Source organism: Candidatus Zixiibacteriota bacterium, from assembly GCA_018820315.1.
Classification (GTDB): Bacteria; Zixibacteria; MSB-5A5; order JAABVY01; family JAHJOQ01; genus JAHJOQ01.
Window position 1 is genome coordinate 13,982 of sequence record JAHJOQ010000155.1, and the last position, 24,906, is coordinate 38,887.

General features: G+C 49.7%; 20 protein-coding genes, 2 tRNA genes and 1 pseudogene. 2 read left to right on the forward strand and 21 right to left on the reverse strand.

The window, feature by feature from the left end; translation table 11 throughout:
- Positions 1-4 precede the first annotated feature (4 nt).
- Together KKH67_15145 and KKH67_15150 are read right to left on the reverse strand one after the other, a co-directional pair.
- On the reverse strand, positions 5-2,995 hold the full coding sequence (locus tag KKH67_15145) for a TAT-variant-translocated molybdopterin oxidoreductase (GenBank protein ID MBU1320517.1): 2,991 nt from the start codon (positions 2,993-2,995) through the stop codon (positions 5-7).
- A pseudogene (locus KKH67_15150) lies at positions 2,992-3,639 on the reverse strand (cytochrome c3 family protein). The gene KKH67_15145 and the pseudogene KKH67_15150 overlap by 4 nt, the downstream one beginning before the upstream one ends.
- 374 nt (positions 3,640-4,013) lie before the next feature.
- Between KKH67_15150 and KKH67_15155 the strand changes: the two are divergent.
- On the forward strand, positions 4,014-4,592 hold the full coding sequence (locus tag KKH67_15155) for a SocA family protein (protein MBU1320518.1): 579 nt from the start codon (positions 4,014-4,016) through the stop codon (positions 4,590-4,592).
- Positions 4,593-5,136: 544 nt separating this feature from the next.
- On the opposite strand, the gene KKH67_15160 is transcribed toward KKH67_15155, so the two are convergent.
- The 3 genes from KKH67_15160 to KKH67_15170 form a co-directional block, all read right to left on the reverse strand.
- Positions 5,137-5,207, reverse strand: a tRNA-Ser gene (locus KKH67_15160).
- Between the two features lie 5 nt (positions 5,208-5,212).
- A tRNA-Gln gene (locus KKH67_15165) sits at positions 5,213-5,282 on the reverse strand.
- A 252-nt stretch (positions 5,283-5,534) separates the two neighbouring features.
- Complete coding sequence (locus KKH67_15170; protein ID MBU1320519.1) at positions 5,535-5,927, reverse strand: hypothetical protein; 393 nt, start codon at positions 5,925-5,927, stop codon at positions 5,535-5,537.
- A 545-nt stretch (positions 5,928-6,472) separates the two neighbouring features.
- On the opposite strand from KKH67_15170, the gene KKH67_15175 reads away from it, so the two are divergent.
- Positions 6,473-7,627 carry a hypothetical protein gene (locus KKH67_15175; GenBank protein MBU1320520.1) on the forward strand — a complete coding sequence of 385 codons (1,155 nt, stop codon included), beginning with the start codon at positions 6,473-6,475 and terminating at the stop codon, positions 7,625-7,627.
- Between the two features lie 116 nt (positions 7,628-7,743).
- On the opposite strand, the gene phoU is transcribed toward KKH67_15175, so the two are convergent.
- The 16 genes from phoU to KKH67_15255 form a co-directional block, all read right to left on the reverse strand.
- Positions 7,744-8,406: a phosphate signaling complex protein PhoU gene (gene phoU / locus KKH67_15180; GenBank protein MBU1320521.1), complete on the reverse strand. Its 663-nt coding sequence runs from the start codon at positions 8,404-8,406 to the stop codon at positions 7,744-7,746.
- A gap of 17 nt (positions 8,407-8,423) precedes the next feature.
- Positions 8,424-9,215 (reverse strand): phosphate ABC transporter ATP-binding protein, encoded by a 792-nt coding sequence (gene pstB / locus KKH67_15185; GenBank protein ID MBU1320522.1) that lies wholly within the window; start codon positions 9,213-9,215, stop codon positions 8,424-8,426.
- Positions 9,216-9,240: 25 nt separating this feature from the next.
- Entirely contained in the window at positions 9,241-10,209 is a 969-nt protein-coding gene (gene pstA, locus KKH67_15190) for a phosphate ABC transporter permease PstA (protein ID MBU1320523.1), read from the reverse strand.
- The gene (gene pstC / locus KKH67_15195) at positions 10,206-11,213 is read right to left on the reverse strand and encodes a phosphate ABC transporter permease subunit PstC (protein MBU1320524.1); all 1,008 of its coding nucleotides are present in this window, start codon (positions 11,211-11,213) and stop codon (positions 10,206-10,208) included. Before pstC ends, pstA begins: the two co-directional genes overlap by 4 nt.
- A 14-nt stretch (positions 11,214-11,227) precedes the next feature.
- Positions 11,228-12,079: a phosphate ABC transporter substrate-binding protein gene (locus KKH67_15200; GenBank protein MBU1320525.1), complete on the reverse strand. Its 852-nt coding sequence runs from the start codon at positions 12,077-12,079 to the stop codon at positions 11,228-11,230.
- Positions 12,080-12,181: 102 nt separating this feature from the next.
- Positions 12,182-13,267 (reverse strand): putative porin, encoded by a 1,086-nt coding sequence (locus tag KKH67_15205; GenBank protein ID MBU1320526.1) that lies wholly within the window; start codon positions 13,265-13,267, stop codon positions 12,182-12,184.
- Positions 13,268-13,483: 216 nt separating this feature from the next.
- Positions 13,484-15,259, reverse strand: a complete 1,776-nt coding sequence (locus tag KKH67_15210; protein ID MBU1320527.1) for a PAS domain-containing protein — start codon at positions 15,257-15,259, stop codon at positions 13,484-13,486.
- Between the two features lie 2 nt (positions 15,260-15,261).
- Complete coding sequence (locus KKH67_15215) at positions 15,262-15,948, reverse strand: response regulator transcription factor (protein ID MBU1320528.1); 687 nt, start codon at positions 15,946-15,948, stop codon at positions 15,262-15,264.
- Between the two features lie 136 nt (positions 15,949-16,084).
- The gene (locus KKH67_15220) at positions 16,085-19,075 is read right to left on the reverse strand and encodes a protein kinase (protein MBU1320529.1); all 2,991 of its coding nucleotides are present in this window, start codon (positions 19,073-19,075) and stop codon (positions 16,085-16,087) included.
- Positions 19,072-20,772, reverse strand: a complete 1,701-nt coding sequence (locus KKH67_15225; protein MBU1320530.1) for a SpoIIE family protein phosphatase — start codon at positions 20,770-20,772, stop codon at positions 19,072-19,074. The genes KKH67_15220 and KKH67_15225 overlap by 4 nt, the downstream gene beginning before the upstream one ends.
- Before the next feature lie 361 nt (positions 20,773-21,133).
- On the reverse strand, positions 21,134-21,280 hold the full coding sequence (locus KKH67_15230; protein MBU1320531.1) for a hypothetical protein: 147 nt from the start codon (positions 21,278-21,280) through the stop codon (positions 21,134-21,136).
- 137 nt (positions 21,281-21,417) lie between these two features.
- Entirely contained in the window at positions 21,418-21,615 is a 198-nt protein-coding gene (locus tag KKH67_15235; protein MBU1320532.1) for a helix-turn-helix domain-containing protein, read from the reverse strand.
- A 25-nt stretch (positions 21,616-21,640) separates the two neighbouring features.
- On the reverse strand, positions 21,641-21,838 hold the full coding sequence (locus tag KKH67_15240) for a hypothetical protein (GenBank protein MBU1320533.1): 198 nt from the start codon (positions 21,836-21,838) through the stop codon (positions 21,641-21,643).
- Position 21,839: 1 nt separating this feature from the next.
- Positions 21,840-22,802 carry a serine dehydrogenasease gene (locus KKH67_15245; protein ID MBU1320534.1) on the reverse strand — a complete coding sequence of 321 codons (963 nt, stop codon included), beginning with the start codon at positions 22,800-22,802 and terminating at the stop codon, positions 21,840-21,842.
- A gap of 130 nt (positions 22,803-22,932) precedes the next feature.
- Complete coding sequence (locus tag KKH67_15250; protein MBU1320535.1) at positions 22,933-24,210, reverse strand: hypothetical protein; 1,278 nt, start codon at positions 24,208-24,210, stop codon at positions 22,933-22,935.
- Complete coding sequence (locus tag KKH67_15255) at positions 24,207-24,905, reverse strand: ABC transporter ATP-binding protein (protein MBU1320536.1); 699 nt, start codon at positions 24,903-24,905, stop codon at positions 24,207-24,209. The genes KKH67_15250 and KKH67_15255 overlap by 4 nt, the downstream gene beginning before the upstream one ends.
- Position 24,906 lies beyond the last annotated feature (1 nt).

A 24,906-nucleotide genomic window follows, 5' to 3' on the forward strand; every position in this document is an offset into this window, starting at 1 on the left:
GATGTCATGTGATTTTCTTCTGTGCCTTCTTCAACTCAGGATTCGGATTTCCAAGTTTCGCCAGATACGATGTCCTTGGCCGCGTGTTAAACTCGGCCAGGACTTCGTAATTTCGATCCAGCTTCTTAAGTCTTGCCACTTCGCTTTTGGAATCTCGTATATCACCGAATTTTATTGCATCAGCCGGGCACGCCTGCTGGCAGGCCGTTCTTATCTCGCCGTCACCGACATTGCGGCCATCTTTCTTCGCTTTGAATTTCGCAGAGTTTATCCTTTGAACACAGAACGTGCATTTTTCCATTACTCCGCGCGAACGGACTGTAACATCAGGGTTTTGCGCCATCTTAATAGTATCAGCCAGGTTGTTTGTATAGTTGAAAAAATTGAAACGCCGCACTTTGTAAGGGCAGTTATTCGAACAGTAGCGCGTTCCTATGCAGCGATTATAGACCATCACATTCAGACCTTCACGGTCATGCACAGTTGCGTTGACCGGGCAGACCGTTTCGCACGGTGCCATCTCGCAGTGCTGGCACGCCACCGGCTGGTGAACCATTTCAGGTGACTTGACTTCGCCGGTGTAATATCGATCGACTCTGATCCAGTGCATCTCTCGCCCGTTTCTCACCTGCTCCTTGCCGACCAGCGCGATGTTGTTCTCACTCTGGCAAGCGATGGTGCATGCTCCGCAGCCGATGCATGCATTTAGGTCTATTGTCATGCCCCACTGATAACCTTTGTCGTATTTGTGATCATCCCAGAGTGATTCGAGAGGCGGATGTTCGACCATCTCCCGGGCAAACTCCGGATCAATCCTGTACTCGGTCAGCGTGCTTTCTCGCACTATTGGACGGCCTTCCATGCTGCCGTGATCCTGAGTATTCGCAAGCCCCAGCTTTCTACCTGTCTTGAATATGCTCGCTCCGCCTACGAACCAGAGTCTGTTTCTGGTTCTGAGTCGATAGGCGTTTGATCCAACATTGTTGGCAACTCCACCGGCGGAAGTTCGTCCGAAACCGAGTTCGAGGACGATTGACTTGTCCGCGACTCCCGGCACGATCCAAACGGGAAGATCAACTTGGCGGCCATCGACCGAAAGCGTGATAATATCCTCGTTTGCGACGGCGAATTCGCGCGCGCTCAACTCACTCATGACCGCGGCGTTGTCCCATGAAAGCTTTGTGATCGGATCGGGAAGTTCCTGCAGCCAACCGTTGTTTGCGAACCGGCCATCATGAACCGACGGCGAGATTTTGAATGCAATTTCTATGGTTGAATCAGATTTCGATTTTTCGAATGGCTCTCTACTCAGCAGGCTGGCAACGTTTTGTTTTATGACTCTAGCGTCTAAGTCGTTTGAAGCATCAGTCTTGATTACGCCGTCATGCAGCGCCCTGCGCCACTTCTTCTCGAATCCAGCGCCCGTCCAGATTTCCTGCCAGGTTTGCCGAACGATATCGTAGCCTCTCGCATCGATTCCTGTGGCGAGAAGCATCATCATCTCTGCACTGCTGTGCGCGCCGAATAACGGCTCGATCATGGGCTGAATGAGGCTCCGGGTGCCGTCGATTGCTGTCGCGTCACCCCAGCTTTCGAGATAATGACTCTGCGGAATGTGCCACTCGGACAATTGTGCAGTCTCATCTGCGTGAATGCCGAAATGAATCGTGTGCTGCAACTGTTTGAGAGCACCCGCAAAATCTGCATCTGCCGGAGCATTATATATCGGATTGCAGCCGAGCACCACAAGTGACTTGATTTTGCCGGACCGCATCTTGTCAACCAGATCGCTAAACTGCCTGTTTGATGGTAAGGATGTGTATGTCTGCTGAACCAACTCTATCGCGTTGTCGACATTGCCCAGCACATCGTTTATCAGAAGTATGAGTGCATGTACAGATGCCGGCTGGCGACGTCCGGCGATAACGAGCGATTTACCTCTGGCGGCAATTAAGTCCTTTGCGACAGCAGCAAGCCATTCAGTATCGAAAGCATGCGTTCTGTATGCGCTCAGGGCATCACCTATTTCGATTGCAAGTCCCTGCGATTGCATTTCGAGTGCAAGCGCTGCCGTAAACGCACCTACCTGACTGCTCCTGAGACGCAATCTATGATCGGCCATTGCGCCTGTGAGAGAATAGTCGCTCTCGACGCAATAGAGGCGATTCATGGAATCATTCACCGACTCGACTCTGCGCCCCTCGGCAAATCCGGTTGCATTTCGGATGTTGTCTGTCTCGGTGAGCAGAAAATCAGAATCGAGCGATAGAATTGTCTCAGCATTTTCAAATTTGTAAACGGGGTAGAGGGACTCGCCGGTTGCTACTTTCACACCCTCATGTATATTCTCATCGCTGGCCGGTTCATACGATACCCATTCCGCATTCGGGAACCTATCGGTAAACTGCTTTTTCAGGCGCGCAAGTGTAGGCGAGGCGAACGATTCTGACAGCACGGCGAGGCCGTTGCCACCATTAGCGTCATAAGACAAATGCAGACTGCGCCAGTACGATACGAAATCTTCCCACGATTTCTCGTTACCATTCTGAGTCACTCGCTTCGATCTATCCGGATCATAGAGACCCAGTATAGAAGCCTGCATGATGGCGTTTGACCTTCCCCGAGTCGACGGATGATCGGGATTACCTTCAATCTTGGTTGGACGTCCCTCGTTGCATTCGACCAGTAGTCCATAAGCTGCAGTGCCGAGTGGCATCGTAGTCGCATAAGTATTCGGAACACCGGGGACAATTTCTTCGGGTTGAGTAACATACGGAATAATCTTCTCAACCGGCCTGCGGCAACCTGCAACGCCCGCAAGAGCTATCGACGCACCCATCAGGGTCAGGAACTTGCGGCGAGACAGCCCCGGTATGTTGTCGTCAACAACAGAGGGGAATTCTGCTTCAAGGAATTCCTTGAACTTCGGCGTCTGCGCGAGTTGATCAAGGCTACGCCAATAGTCACGGCCAAATATCTTCAGATCATCTTTCATCTATGACACGCTGAGCAGTCGACCGGTGGATCGATGCCCTTCTCCTGCTTGACTCTCATCGCGAAATCCGCCTGATCCGACGGCGGAGTCCATTTCATATTAGTGATCTCGCTCGCAGGGCGGAGGTGCATATCGGGATTGCGGTGGCATTCGAGGCACCATCCCATACTGAGAGGCTGTTTCTGCTGAACGACTTCCATTGCAGCGACATTTCCGTGGCAGCTCTGGCAGCCGACACCTGCGTTCAGATGAACGCTGTGATCGAAATAGACGTAATCGGGAAGCTTGTGCACTCGAATCCATTCGATCGGTTTGCCGGAAGCCCAGCTTTCGCGGACTGCGAGCAGCTTCTCGTTTTCGGTCCCAATCAGTTTATGGCAATTCATGCACGTCTGGGTCGGTGGAATATTCGCCATCGGCGATTTTTCGACTGTGCTGTGGCAGTAGCGGCAATCGAGACCGAGATCTCCGGCATGCAGTTTATGGCTGTAGTCAATCGGCTGCTTTGGGCGATAGCCGACATCGGTATATTTCGGAGAGAAATAGTACTACACAAACGATACAACGACCACTATCAGGATCGGAACAGCGATGGCCGCGATTGTCGGCAGCTTGTTTGTCCATTTCGGAAACAGTTGAGCCATAGACCTATACCAACATCCCCACTACTATCCTTGTTCCGGTGATCAGCAAATTAGGCTGGCAGTGGTGCGGTGTGGTTGCTGGATTGAGTACACAGTGCATCAGATCTTAACCGACTGAGTCGGCTCGGCTTAGATCACACATTATAACGATAGTCCAGCCGCCCGAGCAGATTTTTGAATGCCGACAATTTCAGTCAATTATAAATGGGTTGCATTGTCAAGTCAAGCCAAAAATGGGTAGTGGGTCAGTTTGATAGCACATAGGCCATATAACCGACATAAGCAACTAAGTGAGGAATTCCGATGTATATATTATAAAGCGAATAGTAAAGAAAGTGCTTGCCAGATTTGAGGAATTAGTTAGGTTTATAGTGATGGAAAATATCTTCAAGAAAAGACGAATCAAACAGAATACGAAGAAGCTCATAGAGCTAATTCTGTATATTTCTCAGTCCTGCGAGAGTTCAAGGCTATTCGGTCTCACGAAGTTGAACAAAATGCTATTTGCAATCGACTTCGATACGCTTGATGAATTAGGCAGTCCCATAACGGGGGCAAGATACAAGAAAGAAGATCACGGCCCAGTCGCATATCCACTCATGCCTATACTCAAGAAACTTCAGGAATCTGGTGATCTGGAGGTCAGGGAAGAAAAGGTTAGCGGTAAGTGGCAGTTTAGACCAGTAGCCTTGCGGTCAGCTGATATGAGCTTGTTCACGGACGCTGAGATTGAGCAAATAAACAAATGGGTGAATAGGATGAAAGGGCTTACAGCCGTTAGCTTGAGTCGGTGGTCGCACAAACTGTCATTGTGGGAAATGGCCGATGATGAAGATTTTATACCTTATGAGCGGATATACTGGAAAATGGACCAGAGCCATCCGATAGATGAACACGATCAATCGGCAGTGGAAGAAATCAATCAATTGCGCAGAGAGGGGCTACTCGACTAACGTTTGCGCTTGACTTTCTTAATGTTAAGTAGTCGCACAATCTCCCCGACTTCGTCATTACTGACTTCAAAGTAGATTCGCAACTCACTAAGGCAATCGCGTGTGTATGGTCTATAGCAGTACACAGTAACGCCATTGATGTCGGTGGAGGCAGACGGACATCGATGAGCATATTCTGCTAAGTTGCTTTCAACGCTATTCATAATTCCCCTAAACTCATCCTCGCTGACTTCCGCGAGATGTTCTGCACAGATTTGCGTTGCCCGTCTTTCATAGTTGCCTGTCCGCAGAACAGACCGAAGTTGTTTATTCAGTCCCATTTGAATCCAATATACGATAGAGTGTTCAATGTCATCAATGTATTATACATTATTTTCTTCCGTTTTTTTAAGAGTCTGACAATATCCTCAAGATTCCACAGCTTAGCAGTAACACGTCTTCTTTCTTCGTCTTGGCATCGCGCTTTGTCAAGCAAGACAGCACGAGCGGGCAAGAAGAATGCAGATTCCTCTTGCTTTTTGACCATATTTGTCGATCTTAAAGAAGCCGGGGCCGGGAGTTGAACCCGAGTCGCTTCCTGTCAAGAGAAGTATTAGACCGCTTAACTACCCCGGCATATATGGAGAGTGACGGACTTGAACCGTCAGCATCGGGTCCAAACCCCAATGCAGTACACCCCGTACACTCCCCTCTTATCTGGCTCTGGCAAGCGCGTACGGCCTGCCAGAGCTTTCTATAATGCCTATACACCACAAGGCTTGATTTTCCTGTGGGATTCGAGTAATGGTGGCGGGCGTGCCAATGTAGAAGGCAGTGCTTCCGCAAGAAAGGAACTTGACAAGAGTTCAACAGTATTATATATAGACAAACGGAAACCGCCTTTCATTTGGATTGGGAGAAGGTTTTTGAGATTTGAGCGGGACGCGCCAACGTTCCGCTCTTCTACTTCTGTTCATCATTCTTTCTCAACAATCTCCAGCGAGAGTATCTTGCTTCACCCGTCTGCTCAAAGATAACGTTCTTTCCGTTATTCAATTCTCTCCGCAACTTGACAGACTTGAGTTCGATTCCATATTTGCTTTTCAACAAATCTCTGATTTCACCATTACTCATCCATCTGCTTTCTTGGTCAAGTAAGGTAGCGATTTTGTCTCTAAGCCCGTTCTGCGTGCGCGGGGCTTCGCTGGACGGCGTGAACGATATCTCCTGTTGTCCTTGTGCTGCCATTGCCTTTCTGATCTTTTGGAGAAGTCTCTGATAATGCTCGTATTTTGCGTTCACAAATGTCAGAAAGTCCTCCAAGTCAGCAGCACTTAGTTCATTCAGATTCGACATTCTATCACCTCCTTCGTTTGATAGTATATACAACCAGTATGTCCATTGTGTTCCATTGATTCGCCATCTTATCAACTTTCTATCGAACAAAGTATCGATAGCGAATATGATAGTCAAGAACTATTTTGAGATAATTTGAGTCGATAATGGAGTATGATAGACGATGATTGTAGCGTGATGATTATTCGTCTTTATGCCACCGCGCGTTAGCGGCTTTTCGTGCGGCTTCTGACCGCTCTTTCTTGGTCAGTTTCTTGGCTCTGGCTTTCCCGCCCTTTAACCCGCCGAGTCTGCCAAGTGCTACGGCTGCGGGATTCTTTGTAGGATCGACTGGAGGGGATTCAGGTTCTTGTGTGTGGGCGTCGTTCGACAATATGCGATCATATTAGTCTAATGGTACATCCGCTCCGCTGCACGCACTTTTGGGATTCAATCCCTGCGGGCTGTCGATAATTTGCCGTACATCCCAAACCCCGTTATCGGCTTTTGCCTTGACATCTGCCTAAAAATTCGTTTATCGATAACAAAACTCCGGGAGGTCATGTATGAGAGACTATTACTACGATTTCAGGGATATATTCAAAGCTCCCCGCATAGCGCTCCATGGTAAGAATATCTATCTGCAGATGAAGAATCTGCTGGTTGGCTATATCGGCTATGGCATCATAGCGTATGTTGCGCTGTTCGTCGATGGCGTCGATCTCGGATTTGCCTGGGATGTTCACTCGTTTTTTCCGGTAGGAACGCTTGGATTGGTGTCGCTTCCGGGGAAACTGATCTGGATTGCAGGTCTCCTGTGGTTCGCAGTGTGCCTTCTGCGCGGTAATCTGGCTGTGTCCAGGACTGCCTACGAAGAAATCCGAGGAAACCTGTTCTACTCCGTCACCGAAGCCAAGTCGTTTATAAAGCAGAAGAAGGGTGTCCTCTATAAGTCGTATCTGGGTGTCATTGGATTCATCGTATTCATGATCATACTCGGCCTTATCGCCGGCTTGATAGGCAAGATACCCTACGCAGGCGAGATCAGCTACGGGCTTTTCTATGCATTCCCGTATTTTATACTATCGCTCTTCACCGTGCTGATTCTCTTTCTCTTCACGACATTCGCACTAACCGGCCCGGCTGTGTTGGGCGTCAAAGGTGAGGATACGCTGACTGCGCTTTTCGATGGTTTCTCGATGGTGACATCGCGGCCGTTGCGTTGGAGCATATTGACCGGAGCATCGCTTGTCATCGCTAAAGTTTGCTCATTCGTGCTATTCTATTTCTCATACCGCGCGTTTCAGTTCACGAATGCTACTACTAGTGTGTTCATGGGAGATAAGGGGAAACTGATATTCGAATCCGCTTTCGACAAACTGCCGGTCAGTTCACCCGTGATCAAATTCCTGAGCTATCTCTATCCCGGCAGCGATTTCGGAATCAATCTGTATCTTCTCGGAGCGTTCAATCAGGCGACCACAACCTTTGCTATCGCGAGCTATCTGATCGTGATCGGTGTCAGCCTGGTGTTTGCGTTCATAATTGCGTATTTCATCAACACAATCGTCGTGGGGCAGGTGATAGCGTTCGTCAATATCCGCCGCCAGACGCATGATGAATGTCTCGCCGAGCTACCGGAAGACGAACTCTGGGACGATTTCTCGATCGAGGAGAAGACAGAAGACACCGCCGGAGAAGAAGCTAAGACTGTAGGTTAAAACCCCCTGAGCGACGCGCGTGGCGCGAAGCGTGGTTTTGACGCTCTGCTGCAGATGTCGAATCCGCAAGGGATTCGACCTACAATCCTGAATGAATGCCGAATTAGGTTATTGCGCTAGAACTGCGCTATCTGGTGGCGGACTATCTCGCCCGATATCATGTAAATCACATCTTCGGCGATGTTCGTGGTGTGGTCGGCGATACGTTCGAGATACCGGGATACTGACAGCAATCTTATCAAACACTCAGCATCGTCGGGATGCTTCCTGATCTCATCCTGAACCTGCCGAAACATGGCTCGATTCATGTCATCAACTTCGTCGTCGGCCTCGAGCACGCTCCGGGCGATATCAGCATCCATGCTGACGAGTGAATCAATGCTCATTCGCAGCATATTCAACACTTTTTTCGACATCTGCGGAAAGTCGAAGAGTGTCTCGGTTGTTCTCTGACTGCAAAGAAAGTCTGCGCTTTGCGCGATATTGACCGAGAAATCGCCGATCCGTTCGAGATCGCTGTTCATCTTCAGAACTGCGACAATGAATCTCAGATCAACCGCTACCGGCTGGTACAGCGCGAGGATCTTTAGGCAGTCTTCCTCGACTTCCACTTCCATGCGATCGATTTCGATGTCGCCGTCGATGACTTTCCTCGCCAGTTCCTGATTTCTCTCGGAAACCGCCTTGACAGAATTGTACACGCTCTCTTCGACGAGTGTACTTATGAACGTGACTTTCTTCTTCAGCGCTTCTATTTCCTTCTGCAACAAAATTACCATCTGCTACTCTCCGATAATTATCCGAATCGCCCTGTGATATAATCTTCGGTCTGCTTTTTCGACGGCTTAGTGAATATCATCTTAGTCGGGCCGAATTCAACAAGAACTCCCTGATAGAAGAACCCGGTATAATCTGAAATTCTCGCAGCCTGCTGCATATTGTGGGTCACGATGACGATTGTGTATTTCTTCTTTAGTTCTCGAATCAGTTCCTCGATTTTAGACGTCGAAATCGGATCGAGGGCCGATGCCGGTTCATCCATCAGTACTACTTCCGGCCTGACCGCCAGCGCCCGCGCGATGCACAGCCTCTGTTGTTGCCCGCCAGAGAGCATGTTCGCGCTGACATCGAGCTTGTCTTTCACCTCATCCCACAAAAAGGCAGACTGCAAGGCGGCCTCGACAGCATCTTCGACAATGTCCTTGTCGGTTACGCCATTTACACGCAGGCCGTAGGCTACGTTAGCAAAAATAGACTTAGGGAATGGATTCGATCGCTGGAAGACCATCCCGACGCGGGTTCGCACAGTCGAAACATCTTTAATGTCATGATATATATCCAGATCATCGAGAAGTATCTTTCCCGACATCTTAGTGCCGGGGATCGTCTCGTTCATGCGGTTGAGTGTTCGCAGGAAAGTCGATTTGCCGCATCCCGACGGTCCAATCAGCGCGGTAACCTGATGTTCCCTGATATCGGTGTTTATGTCAAAGAGCACCTGGTTCGACCCATACGAGAAATTGACATTGCGGGTCTTCATCTTGTTGCCGGTTCCTACCAGCTTCCCGTCCTGATTCACCTGGAACATCGCTCTGGTCGGGCTATTCGCTGTATCATCCTGCATGTGAACGTGCCCTTCTCATTTTCGACCTTATAACAATCGCAATGATGTTGAGGAGAAATGTCAGAACAAGAAGCACCAGCACCGTGCCGTACAGGATCGGTTTAGTCGCTTCAACATCAGGTGATTGCGTCGCCATAACATATATATGATAACCAAGTTCCATGAATTGGTCATTCAATTTCGATGGAAGATACGGTAAATAGTACGCAGCGCCTGTGAACATGATCGGCGCAACTTCGCCTGCACCTCGGCTAACAGCGAGTATTCCGCCGGTGAGTATTCCCGGCAACGCCTGAGGAATAATCACTCTGACAATGGTCTGCAGCTTAGTCGCCCCAAGAGCATAGCTTGCATCTTTCAGCTCGGCAGGAATTGTGCGCAGGGCCTCCTCGGTCGCAATGATCACCACCGGGAGAGTCAGCAGCGAGAGAGTCATCGCAGCCCAAATGATCGCAGGCTGTCCCCAGACTGGCCGTCCACTGTCGAAGAAGACCGAATCAATGCCCGATCCTACGAAGCCGATGAAGAATCCGAGTCCGAATAACCCGAACACTATCGACGGTACACCTGCAAGGTTTGCAATCGCTATTCGAATCAGTCGTGTGATTTTGGAGTCAGGTCTGGTATATTCCTGCAGGTAAATCGCGGTCAGCACTCCTATCGGCACTACGGCGATGACCATCAGAATCACCAAAGCAACAGTCCCGAATACTGCAGGGAATATTCCACCCGCCTCCATCCCATTCTCAGGAGGGCTTGTCAGGAAATCCCAGCTGATAGTGCTGGCACCATGATATATAACGTTACCGATAATCACTGCCAGCATCGCAATTATTATGATAACTGCGAGAAGAGTCAGACCCTTGGACACTGTACCCGAACTGCGTGTGAGAAAGCTTGTAGGCTGTACCTCGTAATCAACAGGCGGGGGGGTGTCAGCGATTCTCGGTTCAATCATGACGACCTGCCCTGCAGCTTCAGCTTCAGCCGAGACAGAAGCAGGTCACCACCAAGATTTATGGCAAATGTGAAAACAAACAGCAGCGATCCTATAAAGAACAGCACATTATAGTGAGCTGATCCGAAGACGACTTCTGCCAGTTCTGCGGCAATTGTAGCTGAAAACGTCCTGATCGAATCGGTGAAACTGGTCGAGATCACAGCCGCGTTCCCAGAAGCCATCAACACTATCATCGTCTCGCCGATAGCTCTTCCGAATCCGAGTACAACCCCTGCTGAGATGCCGGGAAGGGCAGCAGGGAGGACCATTGTGAGTGATACCTGCCATGGATTGGCCCCGAGTGCCAGCGCTCCGTTTCTCAATGGCATCGGGACAGCCGACAATGCATCTTCAGCGACAGTGAATATGATCGGAATCACCGCAAGTCCCAGAGCTATGCCGGCAGTGAGAGCATTTAGCCGAAAAGTCAGCCCAAGGGCTTCCTGAATTACTGTGGCAAGCACAATGAGCGCAAAAAATCCCAACACCACAGATGGAATCCCTGCGAGCAATTCGATTATTGGCTTGATTATCTCGCGGAATCTGCTCGACGCAAATTCAGAAGTGTATATCGCGGCAGCAACGGCAAGTGGGACCGCGAAGAGCATCGCAACGATAGCAGCTTTGAGTGTTCCAAGAGCGAGCGGCAGCAACGAGTACTTCGGAACCTCGGAATTGGGCTGCCACGACCATTTCGGAGGCTTGTCCTTGTAATATTGCTGCTGGAATGTCATCTTATCGATGCTTGCCTCTTGCTGAACCTCCGGATCCGTGAAAATTGGGATTGATTCTTTGAAAATGAATACAAAGATCAGAAGAACCACAATCAGAGCAGAGAGGGCGCTGAGAAAGATTATCTTCTCACCCAGAAACTCCCTGATCTTCGATTTCGGCTTGAATTCGAAGTGGGACACGATTACCTCAGCAAGAGAGGACGGGCACCGTGATGGACAACGCCCGATACTCTTCAAGAATTCTACTCAACCATGTTCGCTTCAGCGAGTTCTTTCGACAGAGGAACATAACCGATGTCCTCGGCGATTTTCTGGCCGGCAGGAGAGAGTGCCCAGTTGACGAGCTTCTTCAATTCGCCAGCCGGCTTCCCGTTGAAAAACCAGTACAGTTCTCTGGAGATCGGATACGATCCATCCGTAACATTTACGATTGTAGGTTCTACAGCCGGCGACTTCTCGTCTTTCTTCACATTGGCGTATTTGACTCCCTTGGCCCAGGCGATTCCGCCGTAGCCGATGCCGTTCTTGTCTCTGGAGACTGCATTGACAACTGCTGCCGTTCCGGGAAGGGTCTGTGTCTCGTCAGCATAGTCTTCTTCCTTTAGCACATGTTCTTTGAAGAAGGCATAGGTGCCGGAGTTGTTTTCGCGGCTGTAGAGAATGATCCTGGCATCAGGACCACCGACAGCTTTCCAGTTTGTGACAACACCGGTATAGATATCTTTCAATTGAGCCAGCGTGAACTGCTTCACCGGGTTCTCTTCATTTAGATAAACAGCGATACCGTCGAGAGCGACAGAAATGCGATATGGCTCAATATTGGCCTTCTCCGCCAGCGTGTACTCTTTTTCTTTCATATCGCGCGAAGCTTCGCATATGTCAGTCGTACCGTTGAGAAGCGCTGCGATCCCCGTGCCTGAACCGCCGCCTGACACCTGAATTACCGAACCTTTGTTCAGTTTCATGTATTCTTCGGCCCATCTCTGGCCCAGCCGAACCAGCGTGTCAGAACCTTTGATGGTGATTGTGTTGCCGGCTATCACTAGTCCGAACAACAGGGCCGATGTCACTGTCATAATTACCAGATTCTTCATCATTACCATTTCCTCCGCTTTATTTACTATATCCTTGCTTGAGAACTAGCACTCTTATTGTTAGGTCTTAGTTAGGATGTAGCTAAATCTATGCTACATTCCTCACTGGAACTTCAATTGCAAATCTACTTGCAGCTTGCTGTAATCTGATTTGGCAGCGTCAAGTCCGACAGTATTTATGAAATAAGTCGCACCGAAAGCCGCATTTTTCATAACCTGCACTGAACCACCGAGTTCGTGCCCCTTCGCGTCAGTTCCTCCACCCCGGAAATCTGAATCGGTAAATGTACCGATCACCGCGTCCTTCTTCAGCTCGCGATAGTTGTACCGGAACGCCCATGATCCGGGATCTTTCAATTTCCCAACATGGCAGCCGATCAGCCAACCGGTCTTGAGGCTGTCCGCCGCCGTGTTCGTTACATAATCACCCATGACGGTCACCGGGATGTCATCAAGCTTGGTTTCTACCTGCGCAAAGAGCTCGATAAGGTCATATCCGTTTGCCAATCTGTCGACTGAATCGACGCTGTTGCCCTTCGGCTCACCATCGAAAAGGGGTTCGAACCCCTTGAGATTCCCGTAGTGGAAGAAACCTCCACCCGTTGCCACATTCGACTTGCCATCATTGAGGGCTAATTCAGCCACGCCTTGTCCGGCGCCGATCCATGAATCACCGTCGGATGAGCGTTCTTCCGCATAGAGCCCTGCCCCGATAAGCGCTATCTTCAGCTTGTCCTCGCTGTACTCATAACTGGCGGTGCCACCCTCCGGATTTAAGTCGGAGTCCCAGATAAGTTCCGATTCACCGGGCAAGAAGAAGGGATTCTTGAATTTACCGGCTGTGACCGTCAGGCCTGGAACTGCCTGATGGGTCATCGTGAAGTAAGCAAGATCCAGTACGATACTCTTGCTGGAAAATCCATCACCGAGAGTCTGATTGGTCGAAACCGGATCACTCGATCCAGTGGCCAGCTGAACGCCGACCTTGATGTTGGGGTTCACCTGCCCACTAATTCCTATGCGACCGCGAATGCGCTGCCTGTTGCGAACGTCCTTGCCCTCTTGGTCGATCATTTCATGGCGGTAACGCAGATCACCTTTCACCTTGACATTTTCCCACCACTCACTCGCCATTCCCGACGAGGTGAGCAGAGCTGAAGCCATCCATGCGATCAGTATAGTTTTCATTCTGTCGCGTCTCCTCTTCATCTGCCTTTCAATTTCACCGGTTCTTAGTTTCTGTCAGCTTATGAACCATCTTTGTGTGGTTCACCGCCAGGATGAAACCGTTCTTATGTTAAGATTCTGTTAAGCTTCAGTTAACTCTTAGTTAATTGTTTGCCCAAAGTTAGGTTACTGCAAACATGAATGTTGCGTTGTGGCCTCGTCTATTCGCGAACCGGATCAGGTCTTCAAGATTGGGAGGTGGATGGTGCAGGTTGTTCCTTCGCCAAGTGTGCTATCTATCTCAACATTACCCCCGTGCGCAATCGCTATATGCTTGACTATCGCCAAACCGAGGCCGGTTCCCCCCTGATCACGACTGCGCGCCTTGTCTACTCGGTAGAATCTCTCGAATACTCGCGAAAGATGCTGCTCCTCAATTCCGATTCCACGATCCATCACCGAGATGTCGATTGAGTCATTCGACATGGCGGCAATCACGTTGACCCCGCTTCCCCGGTCACTATATTTGATGGCGTTGTCTATGAGGTTAATGACAGCCTGCTCGAGCAGGGCATGGTCAGCCTTCACATAGAGATCGGCGCTGCATTCGAGGTCAATTGTGATGTCTTTGGAAGACGCCTGCATTGCACATGCATGGATGGCGGCTGCAAGGATTTCTCTGATGCTTGACTTTGCGAGAGTCAATCCCGATTCTGCGGCTCCCTCCTCAATCCTGGACAGACTTAAAAGGTCCTCGATGATCGTGTTAAGACGATCCGCATGCTTCCTGACGATTTCCAGGAATCGTCTGACCTCATCTTTGTCCTCGGGTGATTGATCCAGAAGCGTCTCCACGAACCCCTTGATCGATGTGATGGGAGTTCTGAGCTCGTGTGAGACATTGGCAACGAAATCTTGACGGATGTTCTCAAGCCGCCTTATCCGGCTAACGTCGTTGAGGACTATCAGTGCGCCTTTCCGATCTCCTCGCGCATCGCGCAGTGCAGTGCCGCGGACCTGAAGGTGTTTCTCGCCACCGATTCTGAGGACGATGTCGCCTTCGACGGGCTCTCCAGCCAGGACACTCTCGACCATCTGCTGTAGATCTGCGTTTCGCACGATTTCATGGAATGAACGACCACGGGCCTTCTCATTGGTCACCCCGATGAGATATTCTGCGGCATGATTCATTTCGAGCAGACGTTCCGCAGAATCGAACGCAATGACTCCTTCAGACATGCTCGATAATATTGCCTCCTGCTCATTCCTCTGTCGAGTCACCGTTTGAATACGGTCGTGGAGATCAGCGGCCATCTCATTCATAGCTTCCGCGAGAGCATGTACCTCATTGGATCCATCGACTCTCAGTTTTCTCTGAAGCTCACCTTTGGCGAAGTAATTCGCGCCGACCGTCAACCTCTCGATGGGGCTGCTGATTCTTCTGGAGATAATCAGGCTGACGACTATGATCAGCGCGGCAATGACTACGCAGCCGAATGCGATCTTTCTTCTGATACCGCCAAGTGTCCTTTCGACTGACGTGATCGGAATGGAAGTCCTCACGATTCCGATGATCTCGCCGTCACTGACGAGAGGAATAGCAACGTACATCAAAGTCTCGCCAATTGTCCTGCTGAACCGAATAGATGATCCGACTGATCCTCCCAGTGCATGTTTGATTTCCGGACGGTTGGAGTGATCGTCCATCAGAGAAGGATCTTCTTCAGAGTCTCCCAAAACTTCACCGGATGGCAGGATAACGGTGATTCTCGTTTCGGAGGCAGCGCCGAGAAGATCGCACACACTGTCCACATCAGAAGCTCGATTCTCCAGGACAGCAGTAAGAACCTGACTCTGAACCAGAGAAGCCCTGGCCTCAAGGTTGTTTGCAACATCATCTAACTGGAATTCACGTAGTTCGTTTGTAGAATACCATGCTACAGCGACAACCGATGCGAGCGTGATCAGGAGAAACGCGGGAAAGAGCTGCCAGAACATTCGCCGTCTTGCCATGTTTATCCTTTGAATCGGTAACCTACTCCACGGACTGTTTCCACGAGATGACCTTTCGAGCCGAGCTTCCTGCGCAGTCCGTGTATCTGTACATCAACGGACCTGTCAGTCACGATGGCTTCATCACCTCGCACGCCATCAACAATCTGATAGCGTGTCAATACCCATCCCGGTCGCTTGGCGAGTAGATGCAATATGCTGAATTCGGTGGGTGTCAGTTCTATCACTTTTTCGCCCACATGAACTTCGTGTCTCCCGGGGTGAATGGTGATTTCTTGCGTATTGATTACCTTTGAATTGTCGACGGCCGGTTCAGACCTTCTCCTGATTACCGCTCTGATTCTGGCAACCACAACACGGATGGAGAAGGGTTTTGTGACATAATCGTCCGCCCCAAGTTCAAGGCCGGTAACGACATCCGACTCCTCTCCCTTTGCGGTGATCATTATGATCGGCACGTCACGAGTGCTGTCACCGTTCCGGAGTCTTCTGCAGACTTCCTGTCCATCCATTCCCGGAAGCATCAGATCAAGGAGTACCAGATCAGGAACGGCAGATGCAGCGAGTTGCAGGCCACTCTCTCCGGTCTCTGCAGCGATTGTGTTGTATCCCTCGCGTCCAAGATTGTACTCGAGAAGTTCCATAATGTCTCTATCATCCTCAATAATGAGAATATTTTCCCGTGGCATCTTCAATCCTCCCACGTAATAGCAGAATCTCCGAAAAAACGCTATAGAATGCAAGTATTCTATTAGGATCGTGTTAGGAATCGGTTAGGCGAGAATTGACGAAGCGTAATGAGTGCGAGGCTCTACTGGTGAGCGTCTAAGTCTGGCCGGTGAGCTTTCTGAGTCTTTGTCTCGTGTCTGCTATCTCTTTTATCTCAATCTCCGGACTTCCCCAATACTTGAGCACCTCTTTGTAGGCGGCAATTGCATCTGCAGTATTTCCCAACCCCTCGTCTGCGACACCGGTATAGTAGAGCGCAAGCAAATATTCGAAGCCATCAGTCGCTTCGTATACGCCGGACAGGATCTCCTGAAGGACTTCCTTCCCTTTCTGATACTGTCCGCTCGCAACCAGAACAATCCCCAGTTCTCTAAGATTGCTGGTACTCTTCTGATTGGATTGATTCATCATATTCTCGAAGCCCTGTATCAAAGCGTTCGTATCCGCAGCGGCTCTCGCATTGAAAATCATCTCGAAATTGTCGGTGATGTCCCACATTTCCGACGGCAGCCTCTTCTTGAATTCCTCAACTGCCGATTTCATTAGCTCACGCGCCTCTTTCTCATATGTCGGATCGATCTCTATCAGCAACATTGGATAATTAAGCGTCGAGAAATTCGATGCCCATTTGGCGGCTATCTTGCCGTAGAAGAGTGCACTGTCAGGCATCTCAAACAGAAGATATCGTGAAGCAATAGTCGCATATCGTCCCCTGACCTGCGTACTATCGCCGGTTGCCTCCGCTGAACGAGCCGCCTCGAACAATTCACTCGTGCCGGTTTGGAACTTCCCTGTCCAGAAAGCGACATTTGCCAATATCCTATGGTATCGGATTCTCAAGAAGATATCGTCAGGATCAACTTCTGTGAGCTTCTCGGCATACTGCCGCGCCATCTCGAAATCACGCTTAAGAACGCTCAATGTCGCGAGTCTACCGATTGCATCCGTGCTCTCCGGGAATTTTTCCAGCATCTCCCGGGTAATCTCCTCAGCTTCATCGTATCTTGCGTTGGCGAGGTACATCGATGACAGGTCATTATATGGCGTCGGTGATTCAGGATTCGCTTCTTTCGCACGAACGGTGTACTCGATGGCTTTCTCGTAATCCTCTCTACTCTGGTATATAGTTGCGTAAAACGAGAGTGCCAGATAGTAGTGCGGATCGAGCATCATAACTGTGTCGAGTTGAGCTAACGCCGCGTCGGAATCTCTCTGGAGAACATTGAGCATCAAAGCATAGTAGCCTCTAGTCTCTTTGTCATCCGGATAATTCTCCAAATACGCCTTTGTTTTGATAAGGGCATCATCGAAGTTCGATCTCAGCCAGATGTCGGTGTAAATGTCAAGCAGACTGCGTTCTTTTACCGGGAGTTTGCTTGCGAAGCGAGATGCCGCATTATAATAGGTGGCCGCCTGTTGATTCCGTCCCTGAAATGTGTAGGACATTCCGAGACGCATGTATGGCAGTGCGAAAGTAGAATCTATCTCAATAGCCTTTTCGAATTCAGCAATTGCCTTATCGAAATCGAGGGCGAAATCCTGCATCCCCAATATATAGTGCTTATATGCTTCCGGTGATGATGAAGTAATGTCAGCAACCTGAGTCTTCTCGGACATCATGTCGCTGATGTTTAGCGACAGCGCAATCTTCTGCGTCAAGCTATCAACCAGCACGATGGGATTTTGGCCTACCACTTTTTCACCGAGTATGATCTTGCCTGACTCGAGATCCTCCAGGCGCGCATCAATTCTCAACATATCGCCGAGTTTGTAAACTGAACCGGAGAGTACTCTTGTGGCACCGAGTGATCTTGCGGCATCTACACACGCCTGATGACTCGGCATACCTCCCTGAGACTTGGCTGCATCGCCAAGGCAGTCCAGGACTCTGCTTTGGCTGATCAGATTTATCGATCTGCTCTCTGCAAGGTCAGTCAATAGTATCTCCGGAAGTCCGGAAGTGAGCCAGTCAAGCTCCGAATCACCCGTCTTGTTCTCGAATCCGAAAATGGCAAGAGCATTCTCCTGAGCCTGCAAGCCTGTTGGCTTATTGGATCCGCTGAAATAGCTCATCGCTGCCGCAATAAGCACCACAAGCACAACAACAACTGATCCGGCCTGAATCCAGCCGCGACGGGCAAACCGTCCCTTAGACGGTTTCGCTGCATCTGTGACAATCGACGATGTATCCGATATTCCACTTTCATATTGTTTGCGGAGGCTGCGCAGATCTATGACAAGATCCCGCGTGTCCTGATAGCGATCGTTTGGACTTTTCTGCAGGCATTTCTCGATGATTCTCTCAAGTTCAGACGGAAGAGACTCGTTTAATTGTCTGACCGGAGCCTGCTTCGATTCGAGGATTTTCGCGAGCACCGAGACCCTGTCCGGGGCATCGAACGGGAATACTCCCGTGAACATCTTGTACATCATCGTCCCGAACGAGAATATATCGGATCGTGAGTCGACCGTCTCGCCCCGCGCCTGCTCCGGCGACATATATGTGATCGTTCCGAGAATTTTGCCTTCCTGGGTTAATTCTTTGGATACTGTATCGGTGTCCGATGATCCTTCTCCAGCAAAGCTGGAGGCAGTTGGTTTGGCGAGGCCAAAATCGAGAATTTTCGGCTCTCCCTCTTCATCGATTCGGATATTGTCGGTCTTGATATCTCGATGCACGATTCCGAGCTTGTGGGCCGCGGCAAGCCCCGATGCAATTTTCTCTCCAACTCGCAAAAGGTCTTTGAGATTGGGATTCTTGTCACGCAGGTAATCAGTAAGAGACTCGCCTCGTATATACTCCATCACGATGAAGCTGAGTTCGCGTCCTGTCTTCTCGTCCTTTTCCGATCCGATATCATAGATGGACATGACATTCGAGTGAGAGACTTTTGCCGCCGTTCGCGCTTCTCTGTTGAGCCGCTCCAGCCTGTCGGGACTGTCGAAATACTCCGGCTGCAGAAGCTTGAGCGCCACATTTCTGCCCAGTTTCTGATCCTCTACAAGATAGACCTCGCCCATCCCGCCTTCGCCGATCTTGCGCAGGACCTTGAAGCGCGAAAACTGCTGACTAGATTCCAGTATCATTCTATGACTCTCTTGATAATCATCATCGTTATATCATCGGATCTCGGAGCATCCCCAATGAATTCCAGTACGTCATGCATTAGACAGTCGACGACTTCAGCAGGCTTCATTCCTCGTGACTCCACGAGGAGCTTTTCCATTCTTTCGTCGCCGTATTGATCTTCCTCTGCATCCGGTTCGTCGCTGCCGGTGGTGGCAGCGCGTTGGGCCTCGGTGACACCATCGGAGAAGATAAAAAGAATATCGTCATCTGACAATTCAATTCGTTCTTCTTTCCATTCACTGAAATCGAACGCCCCGATCATGTGGCCAGTCGGATCAAGGTGCTCGATGCCGCCGTCTTTCCTAACAACGACCGGCGGATTGTGACCGGCGTTTACATATCTGATGATATTGTTGCCCGGTTCGGCCAGTCCGATAAACAACGTAGCGAATTCTCCGGTCCTGCTGAAATGATTTATCTGGAGCGATACTTTCCTAACGGCGCGGCTGAGATCGAATTCGTCTGATTCATAGAGGATCCTGAACGATGCGAGTATGTTCGACATCAGGAGTGCAGCGCCCAGCCCTTTGCCGCTGACATCTGCAACCAGAAAAAGAAGCCTGCTGTCGGGAAGGACTCGCATGTCGTAGAGATCACCGCCGACCGCGCGTGACTGCTCCTGAAATGCGCGCAGAGTGTACCCCGCGAATTCGGGCGGGGTGTCGACCAGAAGTCCTTTCTGAATAGCTGAAGCCCGACGTAGCTCAGCCTCGATCACTTGCTTTTCCTGCCGCTCCGCGAGAAGTTCGTAGTTTAGAAGCCGCGATGCTATAATATTGCCAAATGTGGCGAGCACTCGCAGATGCTCGTCGTTGTAACTCTGTAATGGGCTTGTGGTGTCGACATACAGTATTCCGAGCACCCTGCCTTCATCGAACAGTGGTACAGCAACCGCCGATTTCATCTCCGACATTATGATCGATTTCTGTTCGGCGAATCTCGGATCACTCATAGGATCACCGATCAGGATCGCATTCTTATTTGTGATTATTTCTTTAACAATCGTCCTCGACAATGTGAACTCGCCCGGGTCTCGCCCCCCCGGCAGGATTGTTGCAACAGTATACACCTCTTCCTGATCCTCTGACACGAATAGGATCGCAAGTCTCTGCGCGGGAATAACTTTTGATATCAGTTCGAGCGACCGCTGCAGCATCACTTCCTTCGGTTCCGGCAGAACCAGCATCTTTGCCATATCGAAGAGAGTCGGCAGAAGGTCTGGCAGCTCCGAACTCTTCCTGGGGAGCGGCTTAAGCGCCTCATTTATCGAAAGGAAAACTGAATTCTTGGGATCGAGATCAGAGAGCTTGGTCCTGGTGGGACCGGATGGACGGCTCTCCGGCTCATCAGAGTGTGCGAGGCGAAATTCGGTCTGGCCGAACATGATCGCATCGCCCTCCTTAACCTCTCTGCAGGAATCGAGCCGTTCGCCGTTGACGAGTGTACCGTTGTGACTACCGAGATCTGTGATGTAGTATTTGCTTCCGTCGGCATTTGCCTCAATCTCGGCATGTTTGCGCGAAACGGTCTTTTCCTGAATCGTGAATTCGCACGAGGATTGTCCAGCACCGGTCTCACGACCGATGAGATGTTTCCCGGGTGTAATTTTCCAGGAATAGAATCGTTTACCGTCTGTACCAACCAGTTTCAACATAGAATACTTTGATCCATTCTAACCATTATTTACGTCTCACAGATAACGCAGGTTGCAATCTAGATAGAAACACCCCGATATTGTTCCCATTCCCGGTAAGGCAGACACCACGGTCTACAGTATCCACGGTTGCATACAATAATAGAGTTTGCAGCCATAGTCAAGAAGGGATTGGGGGAGAGTCAGAATGCCCGGCTCAGAAATAAATCCTGAATGACGTGTAGTAGGCGGCTGTCGGCGGCACATGTCCGCATGTGCTCTTAACTCTTGTCCGCAAGACAGCCTGCGGGCATGAGTCCTGAGTTTCGAGGTATCCGCCCGCGCAGAGGGCAATCAGATGGCAAAGTAGGAAGACTGGCTTCTACTTCTTGCTTTTCCCTTTGCGGGGAAGTGGCACTCGTTCGACCACGGTGTGGTCAGGGTCTCTGCGCGCCCGATCAACAGGAATGAATCGACCTGATCGTGCATCGCGTCCACGCTGAACACTCTGACGTTGTTTGCTAGCCATTATTCCTTTCCTTTCTCCAATGAATCTATATTGCACATGGCATAACTTGTCAATCACTTTTGCGCAGAGTTCTTCTCAATCCCTGACCATATGATGATACATGATACTCTATCATCTTAAGGGTCAAAAAAGAGCCATTATCTTCTGCGATCCTTCCATTCCTCAACTTCGCTTTTGCTAAGAAGCGTCAGAGTCTTGAATTTGTAAGTAGTTAGCTTCTCTTGATACAGGTAGTTGCGCAGCGCAGTAGTCTTGACTCCAAGCTCTTGGGATGCCTCATCGACCGTCATAAAGCGGTCAGCATTCACTTTTGTCAAGTATTCTATCTTGCTCACTGGCAGATGCATAAGTGACAGGTTATCACTTATCAAGCCCTTTTTCTTTTTTTCTTATCTGATCAAAAATCGTATGCCTGAAGGGGGGAACGTACTTGTTTCCAACTGGTGGCACACCCATCTTCTCTGCTTGATCGACAAGGGACAATGCCTTCTCAACAAGCTCCTTGTCTATAGCAGGATTCTTCTTGAGAATCTCTTTTCTATCTAACTCGTAGTTCATCTTATTGACCCCACCCGTCGTAACCGTGTCTCGTGTGAATTACCAGACTATGTCTTCTCCTCATCCAGTAATCCTTCAACAATCTAAAGTAAGAGCGCGTTCGTTTATTAAGCTCGGAATCTGCCGAAAAATCCTTAATCCTAAGTTCAACAACCTCTTCGAGGGTCTTCTTGGATATTCCGCGACTGTGGGAATGCCACATTTCTGGGCTGTTTAACCGATCTGCAATATTCTTTGCCGTAAGTTTCTTTCTCTCGTGTGTTACTGTTTCGTTCTTAGTCTCAGTGACAGTCCAGTTCTTAAACTTATACCGGATGAGCCAATCCTCTATTAGGGACGTGGCTAACTGTTTTTCTTGATCGTAATGGTAGAGCGTGCCTGGATCAAACTTGTTAAGCATAAAGGCAAGCTCGGCCGACGACAGCTTCCCATCATTAGACAGACCAACAAACTTCTCAAATTCTTTCAGATAGCCGATAGCTGAAACCATGTTGCCGCCTGGAGAATCAACTTGGGGGTCTATGGGGCCAAGCACAGAATAGTAGTCCATATATATGTCATCACCAGACATTACAAGTACAGTTCCCGCGGACATGGCGAAGTTAGGAACTAAGAAATTAACTGTCTTGTAGTGATGTCGTAATATGCTGGCAATGCGTTCTACTGGTAGCAAGTAACCACCGTTGGTTTCAATAATGAACATTAAGGTCTCTTTCTTGTCCTTGATCCGCTCAATAGCATCTCTAACAAAATCATCAACACTATAAACAAGGCTTCCAGAGAACCCAAGAACATCCGAGTCTATATGTTCTTCCAGTTGCCGAATCCCTTCAGTCAAGAGATTCTCAATCGCGACATTAGAACTTTCAGGGAATTGTTCGGACATGCTTCCACCCGCCATTTTTCTTGCCGTTCTCAGTTCAATAGTACTCATTTCGACACCAATGTCAAGCTCAATATGCATTATGACGTATCACTCAAAGAAATACGAAAGTTATAATCTATCACTTTTGTCACCGTGATAGTAACACCACTGGATCGGTAGAGTTTCCGGTATTCTTAAACTCATTCAATGCCAACCATTTGCAGGCAGCTCAGAAATATATCCTGAATGACGTGTAGTAGATGTCCGGGTAGCTGCCGAATTCAGAACCTATTGATACCGATATGTCGGGGTGGACTTCACTGACCCTCAGCTTTGGCCCTCTGCCAAGGCCGGTGAACGCGCCAGCCGCTATATAGATGTTATTAGAAATGTTATATTCGATGGATGGAGCAACCAGCACCGATGGGTCTGTTGCATTGATGAGCGCCTGACCGCTGAGAGTCACCAGCGGTGTCAGTTGGTATGCAAAGCCGGGGGAAAGGTAGTGGCAGCCAAGTAGATAGACCGCACCATCGGTATAGGCGGTCGTCGAAAACTTTCCGATGTATTTATCCTGATCGGTTGTGCCAGCCTGGTTGAAGTGATATTCGATAAAGCCATAGAGACCGCTCGCGAAACTGTAGTCGAGCCCTGCCGAGCCGCGAAAATACGACTCTCCGGATATAATCCCGGAATCGCCGAGCGCATTCGCGAAAACATAAGCGCCCTCCGCCCAGAATCCCGCTCCTCCGATTGAACGCGCTATGTTGAGTCCTGCCATTAGGTTTTCGCGGAAGCCGACCATCATGATCGATACATCCGTGCGGCCTGCATAGAATTTGCCTCGTGCGAAAAACGCGCTCTGGTCAAATTTGAAATCATCTCCGAAGACATAACCCGCATCGATTTCGCCCATAAATCCGAGCGGATAACGGAGGCGGATGGCGTCGACACCGACACGATCTTCCGTATCCAGCTCGTTATATGTGTATGGTGCGATTACATCGGTCGGATTGACCGCGCGAGCCGATCCCCATGCGATAGCCTGCCTGCCGACATAAAGATCGAACTGCGATGCCCGAATTGTGACAAACATGCGATCGAGGTTTTGCGACAGCGCGAAACTCTCGGCATCGTCGATATTTCTGGGATAGAGTCTATCCTCAAGATCGATTGCGCGGTAACTGAACGGGTTGATCTGCGCTATAGTGATGGCAGATGTGAACAGCCTTTTGTCTTGCACTTTGCCGGAGAGGTCATATTCGGTGTTCAGAGCGAATTTCTCCGATATTCGCCATCGCGCCTTCATCCGAAGGCGATTGCTTACCGACCCGAGCAGCGGTTCATCCGGTCGGAATCCGGGACCGGTGAAAGCTGGGAAATCGAGGATGGTAGAGAAGTTTTTTGCGTATCCATTAATACTCAGATTATCGGTTGCCACCGCATCGACGAACGTCGCGGCCAAGATCGCATTGACGAGAAGTATCGCTTTGAAGCGAATCATCATCGAACATCATCCGTATCGATCAATCCATCTTTCAGCTCGATCAAACGACGCGCCTTATCCATAATCTTCACATCATGTGTCGAGAAGATGAATGTGACTCCGCTTTCTTCATTGAGTCTGCGCATCATGTCGATCAGCGCATTTGCCGATGTCGAGTCGAGATTGGCGGTCGGTTCATCCGCGAGGATCAGTTTCGGTTTGGCAACCATCGCTCGCGCGATGGCGACACGCTGTTGCTGACCGCCGGATAGCTTGCTCGGCAGGCGGCTGCCATAGTCATCCAGCCCGACCTCTCTGAGAATATTCATCACACGCTCGTGGCGTTCATCTTTGGACACACCCTGCAATAACATTATATATTCGATATTCTCCTCGACCGTCAGTACCGGAATCAGATTATAAGCCTGAAATATGAACCCAATATTATCTCTGCGGAAATCGGAGAGCTCTTTGCCGCTCATGACCGACAACAGCTTACCGCCGAGCCAGACTTCGCCGTCACTAACGCTGTCGAGGCCGGAGATCACGTTCAGAAATGTCGTTTTGCCCGATCCTGAAGGTCCCACTATGGCGGTGAATTCACTCTTGGCGATTTTGAGGTCGATCCCCCGCAGCGCCATGACAGGTATCCCGTTTTCGGAGTACTCTTTAGTCACTCCTTCTGTCACAACCACGAAGCCATTGTCAATGCTCATG

Excerpts from the sequence above, each read along its gene's own strand:
- KKH67_15145 (MBU1320517.1), bottom strand. The coding sequence starts at position 2,995 with ATGAAAGATGATCTGAAGATATTTGGCCGTGACTATTGGCGTAGCCTT.
- KKH67_15155 (MBU1320518.1), top strand. The coding sequence starts at position 4,014 with ATGGAAAATATCTTCAAGAAAAGACGAATCAAACAGAATACGAAGAAG.
- KKH67_15170 (MBU1320519.1), bottom strand. The coding sequence starts at position 5,927 with ATGTCGAATCTGAATGAACTAAGTGCTGCTGACTTGGAGGACTTTCTG.
- KKH67_15175 (MBU1320520.1), top strand. The coding sequence starts at position 6,473 with ATGAGAGACTATTACTACGATTTCAGGGATATATTCAAAGCTCCCCGC.
- phoU (MBU1320521.1), bottom strand. The coding sequence starts at position 8,406 with ATGGTAATTTTGTTGCAGAAGGAAATAGAAGCGCTGAAGAAGAAAGTC.
- pstB (MBU1320522.1), bottom strand. The coding sequence starts at position 9,215 with ATGTTCCAGGTGAATCAGGACGGGAAGCTGGTAGGAACCGGCAACAAG.
- pstA (MBU1320523.1), bottom strand. The coding sequence starts at position 10,209 with ATGATTGAACCGAGAATCGCTGACACCCCCCCGCCTGTTGATTACGAG.
- KKH67_15200 (MBU1320525.1), bottom strand. The coding sequence starts at position 12,079 with ATGAAGAATCTGGTAATTATGACAGTGACATCGGCCCTGTTGTTCGGA.
- KKH67_15205 (MBU1320526.1), bottom strand. The coding sequence starts at position 13,267 with ATGAAAACTATACTGATCGCATGGATGGCTTCAGCTCTGCTCACCTCG.
- KKH67_15210 (MBU1320527.1), bottom strand. The coding sequence starts at position 15,259 with ATGGCAAGACGGCGAATGTTCTGGCAGCTCTTTCCCGCGTTTCTCCTG.
- KKH67_15215 (MBU1320528.1), bottom strand. The coding sequence starts at position 15,948 with ATGCCACGGGAAAATATTCTCATTATTGAGGATGATAGAGACATTATG.
- KKH67_15220 (MBU1320529.1), bottom strand. The coding sequence starts at position 19,075 with ATGATACTGGAATCTAGTCAGCAGTTTTCGCGCTTCAAGGTCCTGCGC.
- KKH67_15225 (MBU1320530.1), bottom strand. The coding sequence starts at position 20,772 with ATGTTGAAACTGGTTGGTACAGACGGTAAACGATTCTATTCCTGGAAA.
- KKH67_15230 (MBU1320531.1), bottom strand. The coding sequence starts at position 21,280 with ATGGCTAGCAAACAACGTCAGAGTGTTCAGCGTGGACGCGATGCACGA.
- KKH67_15240 (MBU1320533.1), bottom strand. The coding sequence starts at position 21,838 with ATGAACTACGAGTTAGATAGAAAAGAGATTCTCAAGAAGAATCCTGCT.
- KKH67_15245 (MBU1320534.1), bottom strand. The coding sequence starts at position 22,802 with ATGCATATTGAGCTTGACATTGGTGTCGAAATGAGTACTATTGAACTG.
- KKH67_15250 (MBU1320535.1), bottom strand. The coding sequence starts at position 24,210 with ATGATGATTCGCTTCAAAGCGATACTTCTCGTCAATGCGATCTTGGCC.
- KKH67_15255 (MBU1320536.1), bottom strand. The coding sequence starts at position 24,905 with ATGAGCATTGACAATGGCTTCGTGGTTGTGACAGAAGGAGTGACTAAA.